Genomic DNA, 15,789 nt, shown 5'->3' with positions numbered 1-15,789 from the left:
CCGCCCCCCGGCGCGCCGCCCCCCCCCCCCCCCCCCCCCCCCGCGCCCGCCCCCCCGCGCCCCCCCCCCCCCCCCCCCCCCCCCCCCCCCCCCCCCCCCGGGGGGGGGGGGGGGGGGGGGCGCCCCCCCCCCCCCGCCCCCGGCTTTTTCATCGAGGGGAAATATCAAGCCACTTTCGGTGTGTATCCCGCATCGCTGATTGCTGCGGCCAGTTCGGCTACACTCGCCTTGCTGTCAACCAACACCGTCCGCCCTTCTATCTTGATCTCCACCTTGGCGTCTGCATCGACGCCGTTGATGGCTTTGGTAATGCGGCCGGCGCAGTGGCCGCAGGTCATGTCCTGCACATTGAATTCGATCATTTCCGTTGCTCCGTTGGTTAGCTGATTTAACTATAGACCTTCCCATCGTAGCAAGGTCAAGCAGTAACCGGCAATGAATAACCGAGGTCCAATGGCGGCCGCCGCAAACCGCTTAGTTCAGGCCGTTCTTGCCTTCGATTTCACTGGCTTTTAAACCGCCCAGCCGCGCATGCAAGCGGCCGCGGGTCGCCACGGCGAACGCCACCACGACTTCATCGGCGTTCGGCGCATCGAAAAACCGGGTGGTGACGGTGTCGTAATGCGACGGCACGTACAAAGCATGCTTGTGCGCCAGCGGGATATCGAGCTCGGTGCCTGGCACGCCGCGCTTGCCGGAAGACGGGATCCAGGCCTTGCCGCCGCCGATGGCTTCGCGGATCGGCATCACCATGGCCGGCGTCAGGAAGGCGTTGCCGTGCTCGTATTCGCCGCCGATGCCGACGATGCACGCCTTGCCGTAACTTTCCACCTGGTCCTGGCCCAGCGCGGCGACGATGCGGCGGCCGAACTCATGGCCCAGCGCCGGCGAATCGGCCAGGATCAGCTCCAGGCTGTCGCTGAAACGGCCGGCATAGGGATTGTGGATCGCGGCGGCGATCACGATCTTGCGCAGCGGGCTGCCGTCGGCCAGCACGCCGCTTTCGTTGGCCAGGGTATCGTCGATCTGGGTGTACCACTTGCGGATATGGTAATTCTCGAAATTGGCTGGTTTGGTCATGGTGCTTTCCTGGCAAGTTGTTGAAGAAAATCGAGCGGACAGGAATCCTAGCTTGCCGCAGCCCCTTGCCGTATAGCGCATTGCGTATATGCGGTAGAGCTTTTGGCAGCGCAAAAGACAGGCTGTTAAAATTGTGCTTGACCTTCCCATCATGGGAAGGTGGATCATGCAGTCATCGCCACCATGCAAACCGAGCCCGCCATGAGCAGCACCAGCGCAGTCCCAGCGACAGAATTCCAGTTACCGATAGACGGCATGAGCTGCGCGTCGTGCGTGTCCCATGTCGAAAAGGCGCTGCGCAAGGTGGCCGGCGTGCGCGAGGTCAGCGTCAACCTGGCGACTGAACTGGCCACCGTGCAGGCCGACGGTTCAAGCACCATCGGTCCCTTGGTGGCCGCGGTGGAAAAAGCCGGCTACCAGGTCAGGCAGCAGGAAATCACGCTGGATATCGAAGGCATGAGCTGCGCTTCCTGCGTCGGCAGGGTCGAGAAAGCCTTGCTCAAGGTGGCCGGCGTGCAGACGGTTGCGGTCAACCTGGCCAGCGAAAAAGCCACCTTGGGCACCGCCGGCGTAGTGCCGGTCGACAAACTGATCGCTGCGGTCAAGGCGGCGGGCTATGAAGCTTCGCTGCCCAAATCGACGCAAGAAGCATCGGCCGCCAAGAGCGTATTGCCGAGCTGGTGGCCAGTCGCCGTTGCGGCATTGTTTACCCTGCCGCTGGTGCTGCCGATGCTGCTGATGCCGTTCGGCGCCGGCTGGGCCCTGCCCGGCTGGTGGCAGCTGGCGCTGGCGACGCCGGTGCAGTTCTGGCTCGGCGCCCGTTTCTACCGGGCCGGCTGGCGCGCGCTCAAGGCCGGCAGCGGCAACATGGACCTGCTGGTGGCGCTCGGCACCAGCGCCGCCTACGGCTTGTCGCTGTACCTGTTGCTGGCGGCCGGGCACGGCGCCATGGCGCACCTGTATTTTGAAGCGTCGGCGGCGGTCATCACCCTGGTGCTGCTCGGCAAATGGCTGGAAACCCGCGCCAAGCGCCAGACTGCCGACGCCATCCGGGCGCTCAATGCATTGCGGCCGGAACGCGCCACGGTGCGGCGCGACGGCGTCGACCGCGACATTGCCATCGCTGCCCTGCAACTCGGCGATGTCGTGGTGGTGCGCGCCGGCGAACGCATCGCCGTCGACGGTCTGGTCCTGGAAGGCAGCAGCCAGGTCGACGAATCCCTGCTGACCGGCGAGAGCCTGCCGGTGGAAAAACAGCAGCACGACCGGGTGACCGCGGGCGCCATCAACGGCGCCGGCTTGCTGCTGGTAAACACCACTGCGATCGGCACCGAAACCACGCTGGCGCGCATCATCCGCATGGTGGAACACGCGCAGGCCGCCAAGGCGCCGATCCAGCGCCTGGTCGACCAGGTCAGCGCGGTGTTCGTGCCGGTGGTGCTGCTGATCGCCGCCCTCACCTTGCTGGGCTGGGGCCTGGGCAGCGGCGACTGGCAGCAAGCCTTGCTCAACGCGGTAGCCGTGCTGGTGATCGCCTGCCCTTGCGCGCTGGGGCTGGCGACGCCGACCGCGATCATGGCCGGCACCGGCATCGCAGCCCGCTTCGGGATCCTGATCAAGGATGCCGAAGCGCTGGAAATCGCCCATCGCATCAGCGTGGTGGCTTTTGATAAGACAGGAACCCTGACGATCGGCCATCCGGCGCTGCTGGCCTTGCTGCCGAGCGCGCCGGATGCAAGCGATGATTTGCTGGCGCTGGCCGCGGCGGTGCAACGCGGCAGCGAACATCCGCTGGCGCGCGCCGTGATCGCCGCCGCCGAGCAAAAAGGGTTGCCGGCCGTGCTCAGCGCCAGCAAGGTGCAGGCCGTCGCCGGGCGCGGGATACAAGCCAGCGTCGGCGCCCGCCAGTGCTACCTGGGCAGTTCGCGCTGGATGCAGGAACTGGGCGTCGACCTCGCTCCTCTGGCGAGCCAGGCCGCGCAGCTGGAAGCCGAGGGCCGCACCGTATCCTGGCTCGCCGCAGGAACCGATGGATCGCCCGCGCTGGCCGGCCTGCTGGCCTTTGGCGATGAGATCAAGCCAACCGCCAAGGCCGCGGTCCGGCAGCTGCAGCACCTGTCGCTGCGGGTCGCCATGGTGAGCGGCGATAACCACGGCAGCGCCGATAGCGTCGGCCGCCAGCTGGGCATCAGCGAAATCCACGCGGAAATCCTGCCGGCCGAGAAAGCCAGGGTGATCACCGACCTTAAAGCCGGCGGCGCCGTGGTCGCCATGGTCGGCGACGGCATCAACGATGCCCCGGCGCTGGCCGCCGCCGATGTCGGCATCGCCATGTCGACCGGCACCGACGTCGCCATGCAGGCCGCCGGCATCACGCTGATGCGCGGCGATCCGGGCCTGGTGGCGGACGCGATCGACATCTCGCGCCGCACCTACAGCAAGATTCGCCAGAACCTGTTCTGGGCCTTTATCTACAACCTGATCGGCATTCCGCTGGCGGCCCTGGGCTACCTCAATCCGGTGCTGGCCGGCGCGGCAATGGCGTTCAGCAGCGTCAGCGTGGTCAGCAACGCTTTGCTGCTGCGCCGCTGGCGCCCTACTTCTGCAAAGGAAACCACACATGTCGACTAACGCCATGAATATCGGCGATGCCGCGCAAGCCTCGGGCGTCTCGGCCAAGATGATCCGGCACTACGAAGAAACCGGCCTGATCCCGAAAGCCAGCCGCAGCGACGGCGGCTACCGTACTTATACCGAGCGCGATATCCACCTGCTGCGGTTTATCCGCCAGGGCCGCCTGCTGGGATTCTCGATGAAACAGATCGCCGAACTGATCGGCCTCTGGCTGGACCAGTCGCGCCCCAGCAGCAAAGTCAAGCAGCTGGCGCTGACGCATATTACTGAACTGGACGACAAGATCAAGGAACTGCAAGCCATGAAAGCGACGCTGGAGCAGCTGGCCTGCCATTGCCACGGCGACGACCGCCCGGATTGCCCTATCCTTGAAGGCCTTGCCCGGCAATGACATCCCTTCCATTGTTAGCCCTTTATTTCTGACTTATACTGGCGTCCATGTCCCGCTTCCTCAAGATCGCAATCCTCTGGCTCCTGGCCTTTGCTCTGCCCATGCAAGGCTTTGCATCGTCCGCCATGCTCGATTGCGGCACGGGGCATCAGCCGGCCAGCCAGCACGACATGCATCAGGCGCAGGGACAGCACGCCCATCATCATGACCAGCTTGCGGCAAGCCAGCATCATGCCGCCGATGCTTCCCAGGCTTCAAGCAACGATTCGCCTGCAAATGACTCCCATCACCACAACGGTGCAGGCAAATGCAGCGCCTGCGCATCCTGCTGCCTGAGCAGCGCCATCAGCGCTCCCGCTACGCTTGATCCGGTGGCGCCGCTGCCAGCCGGACTCGAAACAGGCGCGCAGCCAGACCAGCAATTCACCGCGTACTTCCCCGAAGGCCTTGAACGGCCTCCGCATTCCCTCGCCATCTGATCCAGGATTGAAGCACCGGTCCAGGGCCATCGCCGCCTGCAGCCGTAACGCCTGAATCCTGCCGCCGCTTGCGGCACGCACCTGCCTGCGCGTCCGCATTCCATTCGCATTGCATCATCGAGGACATCATGATTTTTACCCTCACTACGAGGCGCGCGATCCATGCCGCCACTGTGCTGCTTCCGCTCGTCCTGACGGGCTGCGTCTCGCTGTCGCCGGACGGCGGCTACTCGCCGGTCCAGTCGCTGGTCAAGGAACGCAGCGGCCAGGATATCAAATGGGTCAAGTCGGAAGGCGACGCCGCCAGCGTCGCCGATACCATCGCACCGCTGCTGGCCAAGCCGCTGAGCGTCGACGACGCAGTCAAGATCGCGCTGCTCAACAACAAGGGCCTGCAAGCCAGCTACAGCGGACTGGGCATCGCTGAAGCGGACCTGGTGCAAGCCGGACGCATCCCCAATCCGTCGTTTTCCTTCGGCCGCCTGCGCCGCGGCAGCGATATCGAAATCGACCGTTCCTTGATGCTGCCCGTGATGAGCCTGCTGACCATGCCGTTCGCCAGCAAGATCGAGCGCCGCCGCTTCGAGCAGGCGCAATTCCGCGCCGCCGGCGACGCACTGGCGGTCGCCGACGAAACCCGCCACGCCTATTTCTCCGCCGTGGCGGCGCAGGAAACCGTGAAATACATGGAGCAGGTCAAGGTTTCCGCCGAGGCCGGCGCCGAACTGGCGCGCAAGATGGCGGCGGCCGGCAACTGGAGCAGGCTGGAACAGGCACGCGAGCAGTCGTTCCATGCCGACGCCACGGTGCAGCTGGCGCGCGCGGCGCAGGCACAGGTGGCTGAACGCGAAAAGCTGACCCGCCTGCTCGGCCTGTGGGGCAAGCAGGCCGCGTTCCAGTTGCCGGAGCGGTTGCCGGACTTGCCGAAAGTGCCGCAAGAGATCGCTGACATCGAAGTGCAAGCCATGCAAAACCGGCTCGACATCATGATGGCCAGGCGCGAGCTGTCCGGCCTGGCCGGCTCCCTGGGGCTGACCAAGGCGACGCGTTTCATCAACATCCTCGACCTTGGCCTGATGCACAACAACTACAACCAGGGCCCATCGCGCGAGAACGGTTATTCGATCCAGCTCGAGATTCCCCTGTTCGACTGGGGCGGCGCACGGGTGGCGAAAGCCGAAGCGCTGTACATGGAAGCCGTGAACCGCTCGGCGGAACTGGCCGTCAACGCCCGCTCCGAAATGCGGGAAGCGTATGCCGCTTACCGCAGCTCCTACGACATCGCGCGCCACTACCGCGATGAAATCGTGCCGCTCAAGAAACGCATCTCGGATGAACAGATGCTGCGCTACAACGGCATGCTGATCGGCGTTTTCACGTTGCTCGCAGACGCCAGGGAGCAAGCCCGGAGCGTCAATGGCGCCATCGAAGCGCTGCGCGATTTCTGGATCGCCGACTCGGCGCTGAAAATGGCGCAAACCGGCCGCTCATCGACAGCGGCCAGCAGCAAACCCGGCGCTTCTGTCGCCGCGGCTGCCGACTAACCAACGCTTAATGCAAATACAAGGATAGACATCATGGTGTCACGTAGAAATTTCATGAGCGGCGCCGGCGCTGTCGCCATCGGCGCCAGCCTGGTCAGCCGGGCCGGTGCGGCAACCCTGCCCGAAGCCGTAACGATGGCCGGCGCGGCCACGCAGCCGCCGCTTTCTCCACCCAACGGACGGCCCTACAATCCGGTGGTCACCCTGAACGGCTGGACCCTGCCCTGGCGCATGAAAAACGGCGTCAAGGAATTCCACCTGGTGGCCGAACCGGTGGTGCGCGAAATCGCGCCGGGCATGAAAGCCAACCTGTGGGGCTATAACGGCCAGTCGCCAGGCCCGACCATCGAGGTAGTTGAAGGCGACCGGGTACGGATCTTCGTCACCAACAAGCTGCCCGAGCACACCAGCGTGCATTGGCACGGCCAGCGGCTGCCGAACGGCATGGACGGCGTCACCGGCCTGACCCAGCCGGGCATCCAGCCGGGCAAGACCTTCGTCTACGAATTCATCGCAAAACGCCCGGGCACCTTCATGTACCACCCGCATGCGGATGAAATGACGCAGATGGCGATGGGCATGATGGGCTTCTGGATCACGCATCCGAAAGACCCCAGCCTGCATCGCGCCGACCGCGATTTCTGTTTCCTGCTGAATGCCTACGACATCGATCCCGGCAGCTACACGCCGAAAACCAGCACCATGCTCGACTTCAACCTGTGGACCTTCAACAGCCGCGCCTTCCCCGGCATCGACCCGATGGTGTGCAGCCAGGGCGACCGGGTGCGCATCCGCGTCGGCAACCTGACCATGACCAACCATCCGATCCACCTGCACGGCCATGAATTCGTGGTCGCCGGCACCGATGGCGGCTGGACGCCGCCGGCTTCGCGCTGGCCGGAAGTCACCACCGACATCGCCGTCGGCCAGATGCGCGCCATTGAATTCGACGCCACCGAACTCGGTGACTGGGCCTTCCATTGCCACAAATCGCATCACACCATGAATGCAATGGGCCATGACGTGCCGACCATGATCGGCGTCGACCAGCGCGACGTCCTCGCAAAGATCAACAAGCTGGTGCCGGACTACATGGCGATGGGAGAAACCGGCGGCGCCATGGGCGAGATGGAAATGCCGCTGCCGGACAACACCCTGCCGATGATGACCGGCAGCGGCCCGTTCGGCGGCATCGAGATGGGCGGCATGTTCACCACGCTGAAAGTACGCAAGGGTCTCGCCGCCAACGATTACAAGGATCCCGGCTGGTACAAGCACCCCGCCGGCACCCTGGCCTACGAATGGAAAGGCGGCGCTGCGGCCATGCCGGAGGCCGCCCGGGCCCCGGACGCCAGGCGCATGGCGGCCAAGCCAGGTGAAAAGGTTCTGAAGGTGATCAAGCCAAGCTCGCATGACAACCATTAACCAAAGCAACACAACACTCTCTTTTAACTGAAAGGAATTTTTATGAAATCCATTTTGATCGCCTCAAGCCTGGCCCTGTCGCTGTTGTCAGCCAACGCCCTCGCCCACGGCGACGAGGCCGGCAGCGGCGCGGCGCAAACCCATGACGAACATGCGTCGTCGATGGGCAAACCGGGCGACCCCGGCAAAGTATCGAAAACCATGGAGATCGACATGAACGACACGATGCGCTTCACGCCGGCCGCCATCTCGATCAAGCGCGGCGAGACCGTCAGGTTCATCGTCAAGAACTCCGGCAAGGTCAAGCATGAAATGGTGCTGGGATCCATCGAGGAATTGAAGGAACACGCCGCGCTGATGCAGAAATTCCCGGAAATGGAGCACTCGGATCCTAACCAGGTATCGCTCGATCCAGGTAAAAGCGGCGAATTGATATGGCAGTTCAGCAAGGCCGGCAGGTTCGACTTCGCCTGCCTGCAGCCGGGTCATTTTGAAGCCGGCATGCGCGGCCATATCGTCGTCAGATAATTTCGTCCACCAGACAAAGGAAACCCATGAAAACCCGTTCAATTTTAATTGCAGCCTGCGCGTTGCCGCTGGCGCTCTCGTTCCACGCATCCTCCGCAACCGCACAAGAAGCAAGCCAGGCCGAGGCCACCGCAGCGCCCGCCGATGCCGCGGCCATGTCGAGCGGAGAAGTCAGGAAAATCGACAAGGAAGCCGGCAAGATCACCATCAAGCACGGCCCCTTGGCGAACCTGGGCATGCCGCCGATGACGATGGTTTTCCGCGTGAGCGATCCCGCGCTGCTGGACCAGGTGAAGCCGGGCGACAAGATCGGTTTCATCGCTGAAAAAGCCAACGGCGCATTGACCGTCACAAAAATGCAGGTTGTCGAGTAAGAGTCATCCGCACAAAAAAAAGAGCCCGCATGGGCTCTTTGGGCTCTTTTATCAGATGCCGGCTACGGGATCAGTAGCCGTAATTCTTGGCAACCGTATTGCCCAGGTAACCGCCGCCGACAACCCCGGCGACTGTCGCCAGCGTACGGCCGCGGCCGCTGCCGACCTGGTTCCCCAGCAAGCCGCCGACTACCGCGCCGGTAGCGATGCCCAGCGGGCTGACCTGCGACACCGGACGGGCCGGTTCAGCCGGAGCCTGGTATTGCGGTGCTGGCGCATTCTGCGCATACGATGGGCTGCTGGTGCGATACACGTGATGCACTATGGTTTTCTGTTTGGGCGCAGGATTGGCCGGTTCAACCTGGTATCCCGCCACGGCAGGCGCCGCCACCGGCTGCATGTATTGATAGCCGTTTGCCGTCTGCACCAATACCGGGGCGCCGGTTGCCGCAGCACCGGCTGCCGGAGCTGCCACGCCGTTGCCGGCAAGCGGCTGTTGCGCTGCCTGTGCGATGTCCGGAGATTGCGCCGCGGCCGGAGTGCCGCGGGAACTCGGCAGGAAACCGGTAATCGCCGCGACGCCAAGCAAGCTCACCAAGATGAGCGAGCCGGCGGCGCCGGCGACCAATGGGTGCAAACGTGCGGTGGTTGTGCTGGCTTCCATTTGATTCTCCTTAGACCGTTGATGTTGAGTTGATTCTACTCACGGCCTTGCGGGCAGCACATACGGATTGTGTATCAGATGTTTCGAATTGAAACATGGTGTAGCCTTGATTGCCGCAACGATACGCGCACGTGTTTAACGTAATTTCAGGCCGAACATTTCAAACAAATAGCATTTTGGCATTTCGTAACGAGCTGTAAAAAACCGGTACTTTTTATCCCGCATACCCGAGTATCGATACCTCAGGGCGACGCTTGATAAGCGCCCGGTCGCCCGCATATGCCACAAATCATTCCCGGAAAGCCCTATGCCATCCTAGCAATGCGATATCGAATCGCGCAGTTTAAAGGACCCTGACCATGCAATACCTGCAGATAATCGTCATCCTCACCACACTGATCGTCGGCCTGCCCCTGACCAGCATGGCCAGCACCAGCGACACCACCGAAATGCAGACCACCCCGGCGGACCAGATCGCCCTGCCGATGGTGAGCGGCGAAATCCTCAAGGTCGACGCCGGCACCGGCAAGATCACCCTCAAGCACGAACAAATCCCGAATTTCGGCATGCCCGCCATGACCATGCTGTTCAAGGCTGGCGATCCGGCCATGCTGGCGCAGTTCAAGCCCGGCGACAAGGTCCGGTTCGCCATCGACAAGGTCGAAGGCGCGCTGACCATAGTCAGCCTGGAGCTGGCCAGCTGATCTCCCCTGGATCGCCGTCCTCAAGGACGGCGGTTGACTATCCGGGCTGCTCCCGCTTCGCCGTCTGGCTGAATCACTTCCAATGAAACCAGCGGCCCCTTGCGCGGATCGTGCTGGAAAGTGATGCGGATTTTCTGCGCAGTCTCGATGCCGGCAAAATCCCTGGCCAGGATCCGGGTCACGGTCGGCAGCTCTTCCGAGCCTAGTGCAAAGGCGTCGCTTTCGTTCTGCTGCTCGGATGCCACATGGCCGTTCTTGTATACGCAGGCGATGGCCTGCAGAGGATCGATGCCATTGCTCATCAGGAAGGAATCGTTGACCAGGAACAGCGCCGGCGGGATCTTCTCGACATCGATCTGGCTGATGTCCGGCCAGTCGTTCTTGGTGATCACTTTGCCGCCGGCATAATATTTGGCGACAAACTGGTCGCCCATGCAGGGCAGGTGCGCGGTCGCTGCTTCGGCGTGCTGCAGCAGCTGTTGTACGTCGCCCGCTTCGAATTCCACGGTAATGGACGGTGTTGTCATCATGTTTGTCATGGCCGGATTATCGCACCGCGGACGGTTTTGCAGCGTCGAAAGCTGGCAGGCGCGTTGCGCCCACCCTACGCCGGCAATAAAACTGCCGGCAAAGCGCGGAATCCCTGCAGCCGATGCGATGTCCTGTATTTATCCTGCATTTATCCCGTATATAATGTGCGAAATGGAAAATCCCAACGAATTCGTACAATGGCTGCGCTCGGTCGCGCCCTATATCCACGCCTTTCGCGGCAAGACCTTCGTGGTCGCGTTCCCGGGCGAACTGGTCACCGCCGGCGCCCTGCCTGTGCTGGCGCAAGACCTGTCGCTGCTGCATGCGCTAGGCATCAAGGTAGTGATAGTGCACGGCTCCCGGCCGCAGGTCGAAGAACAGCTGGCGCTGCGCAATGTGGAAGCGCGCTTCCACAACGGCTTGCGGATTACCGACACCGCCGCGCTGGAATGCGCCAAGGAAGCCGCCGGCGAACTGCGCCTGGATATCGAAGCCGCTTTCAGCCAGGGCCTGCCCAACACGCCGATGGCGCACGCTGCGATCCGTATCATTTCAGGCAACTTTGTCACTGCCCGTCCGCTCGGCGTGATCGACGGCGCCGACCTGCAGCTGACCGGCGTGGTGCGCAAGATCGACTACGACACCATCCATCCGATCCTCAACGCCGGCGGCCTGGTGCTGCTGTCGCCACTGGGTTTCTCACCGACCGGCGAAGCGTTCAACCTGACCATGGAAGACGTGGCGGTGGCGGCGGCGATTTCGCTGCGCGCCGAAAAGCTGATTTTCATCAGCGAAACGCCGTTGATGAAAGACGCCGGCGAAACAGAAATCCGCGAACTGTCTTCGCACCAGGCGCAAGCGGTGCTGGACAGCGGCTGCCTGCCGGCCGATTCGGCCTTCTACCTGCAGCACGCGATCAAGGCCTGTAACGCCGGCGTGCCGCGCGCCCACGTGGTGCCGTTCGCCACCGACGGTTCGGTCCTGCTGGAACTGTTTACCCATGATGGCGTGGGCACCATGATTTCCTACGAAAACCTGGAAAGCCTGCGCGAAGCCACGATTGAAGACGTGGGCGGCATCCTGAAGCTGATCGAACCGCTGGAAAACGACGGCACCCTGGTCAAGCGCGGGCGCGAACTGATCGAACGCGAAATCCACTATTTCTCGGTGATCGAGCATGACGGCGTGATCTTCGGCTGCGCTGCCCTGTATCCTTTCCCGACCGAAAAAATGGCGGAAATGGCCTGCCTCACGGTCAATCCGGAAGTGCAGGCGCAAGGCGACGGCGAGCGCATCCTGAAACACATGGAAAGCCGGGCCCGCGCCGCCGGCTTCACCAAGCTGTTCGTGCTGACCACCCGCACTTCGCACTGGTTCCTGCGGCGCGGCTTCGTCCATGCCACCGTCGACGACCTGCCCAAGGATCGCCAGCACATGTATAACTGGCAACGGAAATCGCTGGTATTGATCAAGACCCTATAAAATCAACGCCCCAATTCAAGCCCCTGTCACGATCCGGCGCTCGGCGAACTATCCTCTATTCAACCGATCTTACAAGCGGGCCTGTGGCAGCACGGCCCGCAATATCTACAAGGAAAAACCATGGCACGCACCATCCATTGCATCAAGCTAGACAAAGAAGCGGAAGGACTGGACTTCCCGCCGTATCCAGGCGAACTGGGCAAGCGCATCTATGAAAGCGTCTCGAAAGAAGCCTGGGCCGGCTGGCTCAAGCACCAGACCATGCTGGTCAATGAAAACCGCCTGAACCTGGCCGATGTGCGCGCCCGCAAGTACCTGGCGGCGCAGATGGAAAAGCATTTCTTCGGCGATGGCGCCGATGCTGCTACCGGCTACGTGCCGCCGACCGAATAAGCTGCCTCTCCGGAATATCTCTCTTCCCATCTACCTCTGTGGCAAAATAAGCAAGATTAATTTGTCCGGAGGTAGCATCCTGTCGCGGCCCATGCGCTGTAGCCCCACACCAGATCCAAGTGACTATCCTTCGCCGGATATGCGCACATTTTCGTCCGCTTTTTAGTTGATTCTTTTCTTCACAGATCGGAAATTTCATGCATCTATTCCGTAAACGTTCCTGGTCCAACCGCTTGCTGTCTTATGTGCTGGCCGCTGCCTGCGGCATCGGCTTCACCGGCGTCGCCGAGGCGGCGACCGCGCTGCCGGCCGGCGTGACCCAGGGCCCGTCGGCCGAAGGCATCACCGAATACCAGTTCGCCAACGGCTTCAAGGTCTTGCTGTTCCCTGACGCCTCCAAGCCCACGGTAACCGTCAACATGACTTACCTGGTCGGTTCGCGTTTCGAGAACTACGGCGAAACCGGCATGGCGCACCTGCTGGAACATTTGATGTTCAAGGGCACCCCTAGCCACCCTGCGATTCCCAAGGATTTCAGCCAGCGCGGCATGTCGTTCAACGGCACCACCAACCTCGACCGCACCAACTACTATGAAATCTTCCAGGCCGGCGACGACAACCTGAAATGGGCGATCGACATGGAAGCCGACCGCATGCTGCATTCGTTCATCGCCAGGAAAGACCTGGATAGCGAAATGACAGTGGTGCGCAACGAATACGAACAAGGCGAAAATTCGCCGTATGGCGTCCTGTTCAAGCGCCTGCAAGGCGTGGCTTACGACTGGCACAACTACGGCAAGCCGACCATCGGCAACCGCAGCGATATCGAAAACGTCAAGATAGAAAACCTGCAAGCCTTCTACCGCACCTACTACCAGCCCGACAACGCGGTGCTGCTGATCGCCGGCAAATTCGATTCGGCCAAGACCCTGGCCTGGGTCAGCCAGGCTTTCGGCAAGCTGCCCAAGCCGGCCCGCAAGATGCGCGATTTCTGGACCGTGGAACCGACCCAGGACGGCGAACGCAGCGTCACCGTGCGGCGCCAGGGCGACGTGCAGATCGTTGCCGTTGCCTACAAGATTCCGAGTGAACTGCATGCCGACAGCGACGCCCTGTCCTACGCCGGCACGATCCTGGCCGACACGCCCAACGGCCGCCTGCACAAATCGCTGGTGGAAACCGGCAAGGCCACCGCCATATTCAACTATGAGATGACCGGTTATGCGCCGGGCCTGGAGATCATCGCAGCAGTCGTCAAGAAAGGCGAGCCGATCGAACCGGTCCGGCAGGCTTTGATCGAGGGCGTCGAACAATTCGCCAAAATCCCCCCGACCCCTGAAGAAATGGAGCGCGTGCGCCTGGACAACGCCAACAGCTTCGAAAAGCTGCTGAACGATCCGCAGAAAGTCGGCGTCGCCATGTCCGGCACCATCGCGCTGGGCGACTGGCGCTTGCTGTTCCTGGGCCGCGACCGTTCCAACAAGGTCACCTCCGCGCAAGTAGCGGCAGCGGCGGCACACTACTTCACCCGCGACAACCGCACGGTCGGCCTGTTCCTGCCGGAAGACCAGCTGCAGCGCGCCGACGTTCCTGCCGCGCCAAGCCTGTCCGCACTGTTCAAGGACTACAAGCCGCAGCAGGCGGTCGCCGACGGCGAAGTTTTCGATCCGTCGCAAGCCAATATCGACGCCCGCACCCAGCGTTCGCAGGTGGGCGGACTGAAGCTCGCGCTGCTGCCGAAAAAGACACGCGGCGAAACCGTCACGGTCAAGCTGAACCTGCAATGGGGCGATGAAAAAACCCTGTTCGGGAAAAAGACTGCTTCCGAATTGATGGACGCGATGCTGATGCGCGGCACCGCCACGCTGACGCGCGAACAGCTGGCCGACGCGTTTTCCAAGCTGAAGATCAGCGGCAGCCCGACCCAATTCCAGACCACGCGCAGCAACCTGCCGGCAGCCCTGAAGCTGGCCGCCAGCGTGCTCAAGCAGCCGCGCCTGGATCCGGCCGAATACGAACGCCTGCGCAAGGAAGCCCTGGTCGGGCTGGAAGCGTCGCGCAACGAGCCGAATACGCTGGCCGCCGAAGCCATTGCCCAGCATTTCAACAAATATCCGCAAGGCCACTGGCTGGCGGCGCAGACCGTGGACCAGCAGATCGCGGCGATCCAGGCCACTCCCCTGGCTGAGGTCAGCGCCTTCCACCACGACTTCTACGGCGCCTCGCAAGGCGAGCTGGCGATCGTCGGCGATTTCGACGTCGCCGCCGTCACCAAGGTGGTCCAGGAAGAATTCGGCGATTGGAAAAGCGCAGCGCCTTACCAGCGTGTGATCCGCCAGAATTTCGACGTCGCGCCGCTGCAGAAGACCATCAACTCGCCGGACAAGGAAAACGGCTTTTACGTAGCGCGCCAGAACCTGGACATGCGCGACGACGACGCCGACTACCCGGCCATGATGGTGGCCAACTACCTGTTCGGCGGCGGCGGCCTGAAATCGCGCCTGATCGACCGCGTGCGCCAGAAAGAAGGCCTGTCCTACGGCATCGGTTCGTCGCTCGACATCAGCTCCATCAGCCGCGCCGGCAGGTTCTCGGTGCAAGCCATCGCCGCCCCGCAAAACCTGGGCAAGGTCGACCTAGCAGTCAAGGAAGAACTGGCGCGCGCATTGAAGGAAGGTTTCAGCGCAGAAGAACTGGCCCGCGCCAAATCCGGCATCCTGCAGGAAAACCAGAACGCCCGCGCCCAAGACAGCGCCCTCAGCGCCGGCTGGGCCAGGCTGCTGGACATCGACCGCACCTTCGCCTGGAGCAAACAGGTAGAAGGCAAGATCAGCGCCCTGACAGTAGAACAGGTCAACGCCGCTTTCCGCAAATACATCGATCCGGCTCGCATCAGCGTGGTGATTGTGCGGGATGAAGCAAAGGCCAAGGCAAATGCTGCCGTGGCGGCAAAGCAGTAAGAGCTAGTAATCCCGCAAAACCGCTGCCGTACTCGCCGAATTGATAGCGAGTGCGGCAGCGGTTTTTTTTGGTGTTAACGTTGCTTTTGAAGTTGCCGTTGAAGTTAGGGTTGAAGTTGTTTTTGACGTCGAAGTTGTTTTTGACGTCGAAGTTGTTTTTGACGTTGAGGTTGCTTTTGAATTCCGCATTGGGACGTTGCCAAATGAGCCAGCGGTCAGCCGGGAATTGTGGGAAGACATGTTTGAGCCGAAGGCGAGTTTGTCTTCCCACCCGGCTGACCGCTGGCTCATTTGGGGACCCGACCGGAGGGAGGGCAACGGCTTTGCGGTCGCCTTTTCTTTGCTTACTTTCTTTTGGCGAAGCAAAAGAAAGTGAGCGGCTGCCGGGCCGCCCCCGGCTTGCATCCACGGAGTAGAAAACGTTTTAGGTAACGACGAACGAAGGCCGTCGAACGCCGCCGAACGTACCCTGTGGCCCGTTAAATGGGGTCAGAGTAATTTTCGCAAAAAACCGCGAAAAAAAACTCTGAGGTAGCCCGGCTTTGATGGACATCTCAAATAGGGGACAATATGTCCTCGAGAGGAACCCATGAAAGCAAA

Annotated in this window: 16 protein-coding genes; 12 read left to right on the top strand and 4 right to left on the bottom strand. The window is 62.1% G+C overall.

Annotated features, from left to right (window positions below; all coding sequences use genetic code 11):
* Positions 1 to 164: 164 nt before the first annotated feature.
* Both V8G57_RS25875 and V8G57_RS25870 read right to left on the bottom strand, forming a co-directional pair.
* Positions 165 to 362 (bottom strand): heavy-metal-associated domain-containing protein, encoded by a 198-nt coding sequence (locus V8G57_RS25875; RefSeq protein ID WP_092392774.1) that lies wholly within the window; start codon positions 360 to 362, stop codon positions 165 to 167.
* Between the two features lie 112 nt (positions 363 to 474).
* On the bottom strand, positions 475 to 1,080 hold the full coding sequence (locus V8G57_RS25870; protein ID WP_342831879.1) for an amino acid synthesis family protein: 606 nt from the start codon (positions 1,078 to 1,080) through the stop codon (positions 475 to 477).
* Positions 1,081 to 1,281: 201 nt separating this feature from the next.
* Here V8G57_RS25870 and V8G57_RS25865 point away from each other — a divergent pair, with 201 nt between their 5' ends.
* The 7 genes from V8G57_RS25865 to V8G57_RS25835 all read left to right on the top strand — a co-directional run bounded on the left by V8G57_RS25865 (position 1,282) and on the right by V8G57_RS25835 (position 8,455).
* Complete coding sequence (locus tag V8G57_RS25865; protein WP_342831877.1) at positions 1,282 to 3,711, top strand: heavy metal translocating P-type ATPase; 2,430 nt, start codon at positions 1,282 to 1,284, stop codon at positions 3,709 to 3,711.
* 4 nt (positions 3,712 to 3,715) lie between these two features.
* Positions 3,716 to 4,105, top strand: a complete 390-nt coding sequence (gene cueR, locus V8G57_RS25860; protein ID WP_092392768.1) for a Cu(I)-responsive transcriptional regulator — start codon at positions 3,716 to 3,718, stop codon at positions 4,103 to 4,105.
* Between the two features lie 47 nt (positions 4,106 to 4,152).
* A complete protein-coding gene (locus V8G57_RS25855; RefSeq protein WP_342831875.1) occupies positions 4,153 to 4,584 on the top strand; it encodes a hypothetical protein in 432 nt (143 codons plus the stop codon).
* 128 nt (positions 4,585 to 4,712) lie between these two features.
* On the top strand, positions 4,713 to 6,128 hold the full coding sequence (locus V8G57_RS25850; protein ID WP_342831874.1) for a TolC family protein: 1,416 nt from the start codon (positions 4,713 to 4,715) through the stop codon (positions 6,126 to 6,128).
* 33 nt (positions 6,129 to 6,161) lie between these two features.
* Positions 6,162 to 7,553: a multicopper oxidase family protein gene (locus V8G57_RS25845; RefSeq protein WP_342831872.1), complete on the top strand. Its 1,392-nt coding sequence runs from the start codon at positions 6,162 to 6,164 to the stop codon at positions 7,551 to 7,553.
* Between the two features lie 42 nt (positions 7,554 to 7,595).
* Positions 7,596 to 8,081, top strand: a complete 486-nt coding sequence (locus tag V8G57_RS25840; RefSeq protein ID WP_092392760.1) for a cupredoxin domain-containing protein — start codon at positions 7,596 to 7,598, stop codon at positions 8,079 to 8,081.
* Positions 8,082 to 8,107: 26 nt separating this feature from the next.
* Positions 8,108 to 8,455 carry a copper-binding protein gene (locus V8G57_RS25835; protein ID WP_092392758.1) on the top strand — a complete coding sequence of 116 codons (348 nt, stop codon included), beginning with the start codon at positions 8,108 to 8,110 and terminating at the stop codon, positions 8,453 to 8,455.
* Between the two features lie 70 nt (positions 8,456 to 8,525).
* Here the strand turns inward: V8G57_RS25835 and V8G57_RS25830 are convergent, their stop codons facing one another.
* Positions 8,526 to 9,119 carry a glycine zipper 2TM domain-containing protein gene (locus tag V8G57_RS25830; RefSeq protein ID WP_342831870.1) on the bottom strand — a complete coding sequence of 198 codons (594 nt, stop codon included), beginning with the start codon at positions 9,117 to 9,119 and terminating at the stop codon, positions 8,526 to 8,528.
* A gap of 359 nt (positions 9,120 to 9,478) precedes the next feature.
* Here V8G57_RS25830 and V8G57_RS25825 point away from each other — a divergent pair, with 359 nt between their 5' ends.
* Positions 9,479 to 9,823 carry a copper-binding protein gene (locus V8G57_RS25825; protein ID WP_342831869.1) on the top strand — a complete coding sequence of 115 codons (345 nt, stop codon included), beginning with the start codon at positions 9,479 to 9,481 and terminating at the stop codon, positions 9,821 to 9,823.
* Positions 9,824 to 9,843: 20 nt separating this feature from the next.
* On the opposite strand, the gene V8G57_RS25820 is transcribed toward V8G57_RS25825, so the two are convergent.
* On the bottom strand, positions 9,844 to 10,353 hold the full coding sequence (locus V8G57_RS25820) for a hypothetical protein (protein ID WP_342831868.1): 510 nt from the start codon (positions 10,351 to 10,353) through the stop codon (positions 9,844 to 9,846).
* 172 nt (positions 10,354 to 10,525) lie between these two features.
* Here V8G57_RS25820 and argA point away from each other — a divergent pair, with 172 nt between their 5' ends.
* The 4 genes from argA (at position 10,526) to V8G57_RS25800 (ending at position 15,565) form a co-directional block, all read left to right on the top strand.
* Positions 10,526 to 11,836 (top strand): amino-acid N-acetyltransferase, encoded by a 1,311-nt coding sequence (gene argA, locus V8G57_RS25815; protein ID WP_092393506.1) that lies wholly within the window; start codon positions 10,526 to 10,528, stop codon positions 11,834 to 11,836.
* A 120-nt stretch (positions 11,837 to 11,956) separates the two neighbouring features.
* Positions 11,957 to 12,229, top strand: a complete 273-nt coding sequence (locus V8G57_RS25810) for an oxidative damage protection protein (RefSeq protein ID WP_038487255.1) — start codon at positions 11,957 to 11,959, stop codon at positions 12,227 to 12,229.
* Positions 12,230 to 12,426: 197 nt separating this feature from the next.
* Positions 12,427 to 15,189 (top strand): M16 family metallopeptidase, encoded by a 2,763-nt coding sequence (locus V8G57_RS25805; protein ID WP_342831864.1) that lies wholly within the window; start codon positions 12,427 to 12,429, stop codon positions 15,187 to 15,189.
* 40 nt (positions 15,190 to 15,229) lie between these two features.
* Positions 15,230 to 15,565 carry a hypothetical protein gene (locus V8G57_RS25800; RefSeq protein WP_342831862.1) on the top strand — a complete coding sequence of 112 codons (336 nt, stop codon included), beginning with the start codon at positions 15,230 to 15,232 and terminating at the stop codon, positions 15,563 to 15,565.
* Positions 15,566 to 15,789: the final 224 nt, after the last annotated feature.

The sequence above is a fragment of the Collimonas rhizosphaerae genome, assembly GCF_038896935.1.
Taxonomy (GTDB): Bacteria; Pseudomonadota; Gammaproteobacteria; order Burkholderiales; family Burkholderiaceae_D; genus Collimonas; species Collimonas rhizosphaerae.
Note: the sequence above shows the minus strand (reverse complement) of the source record. Positions and strands in the feature narration are given on the sequence as shown.

What these genes read in the sequence shown, in the direction of transcription:
- V8G57_RS25875 (WP_092392774.1), bottom strand. Translation starts at nt 362, where the DNA reads ATGATCGAATTCAATGTGCAGGACATGACCTGCGGCCACTGCGCCGGC.
- V8G57_RS25870 (WP_342831879.1), bottom strand. Translation starts at nt 1,080, where the DNA reads ATGACCAAACCAGCCAATTTCGAGAATTACCATATCCGCAAGTGGTAC.
- V8G57_RS25865 (WP_342831877.1), top strand. Translation starts at nt 1,282, where the DNA reads ATGAGCAGCACCAGCGCAGTCCCAGCGACAGAATTCCAGTTACCGATA.
- cueR (WP_092392768.1), top strand. Translation starts at nt 3,716, where the DNA reads ATGAATATCGGCGATGCCGCGCAAGCCTCGGGCGTCTCGGCCAAGATG.
- V8G57_RS25855 (WP_342831875.1), top strand. Translation starts at nt 4,153, where the DNA reads ATGTCCCGCTTCCTCAAGATCGCAATCCTCTGGCTCCTGGCCTTTGCT.
- V8G57_RS25850 (WP_342831874.1), top strand. Translation starts at nt 4,713, where the DNA reads ATGATTTTTACCCTCACTACGAGGCGCGCGATCCATGCCGCCACTGTG.
- V8G57_RS25845 (WP_342831872.1), top strand. Translation starts at nt 6,162, where the DNA reads ATGGTGTCACGTAGAAATTTCATGAGCGGCGCCGGCGCTGTCGCCATC.
- V8G57_RS25840 (WP_092392760.1), top strand. Translation starts at nt 7,596, where the DNA reads ATGAAATCCATTTTGATCGCCTCAAGCCTGGCCCTGTCGCTGTTGTCA.
- V8G57_RS25835 (WP_092392758.1), top strand. Translation starts at nt 8,108, where the DNA reads ATGAAAACCCGTTCAATTTTAATTGCAGCCTGCGCGTTGCCGCTGGCG.
- V8G57_RS25830 (WP_342831870.1), bottom strand. Translation starts at nt 9,119, where the DNA reads ATGGAAGCCAGCACAACCACCGCACGTTTGCACCCATTGGTCGCCGGC.
- V8G57_RS25825 (WP_342831869.1), top strand. Translation starts at nt 9,479, where the DNA reads ATGCAATACCTGCAGATAATCGTCATCCTCACCACACTGATCGTCGGC.
- V8G57_RS25820 (WP_342831868.1), bottom strand. Translation starts at nt 10,353, where the DNA reads ATGATGACAACACCGTCCATTACCGTGGAATTCGAAGCGGGCGACGTA.
- argA (WP_092393506.1), top strand. Translation starts at nt 10,526, where the DNA reads ATGGAAAATCCCAACGAATTCGTACAATGGCTGCGCTCGGTCGCGCCC.
- V8G57_RS25810 (WP_038487255.1), top strand. Translation starts at nt 11,957, where the DNA reads ATGGCACGCACCATCCATTGCATCAAGCTAGACAAAGAAGCGGAAGGA.
- V8G57_RS25805 (WP_342831864.1), top strand. Translation starts at nt 12,427, where the DNA reads ATGCATCTATTCCGTAAACGTTCCTGGTCCAACCGCTTGCTGTCTTAT.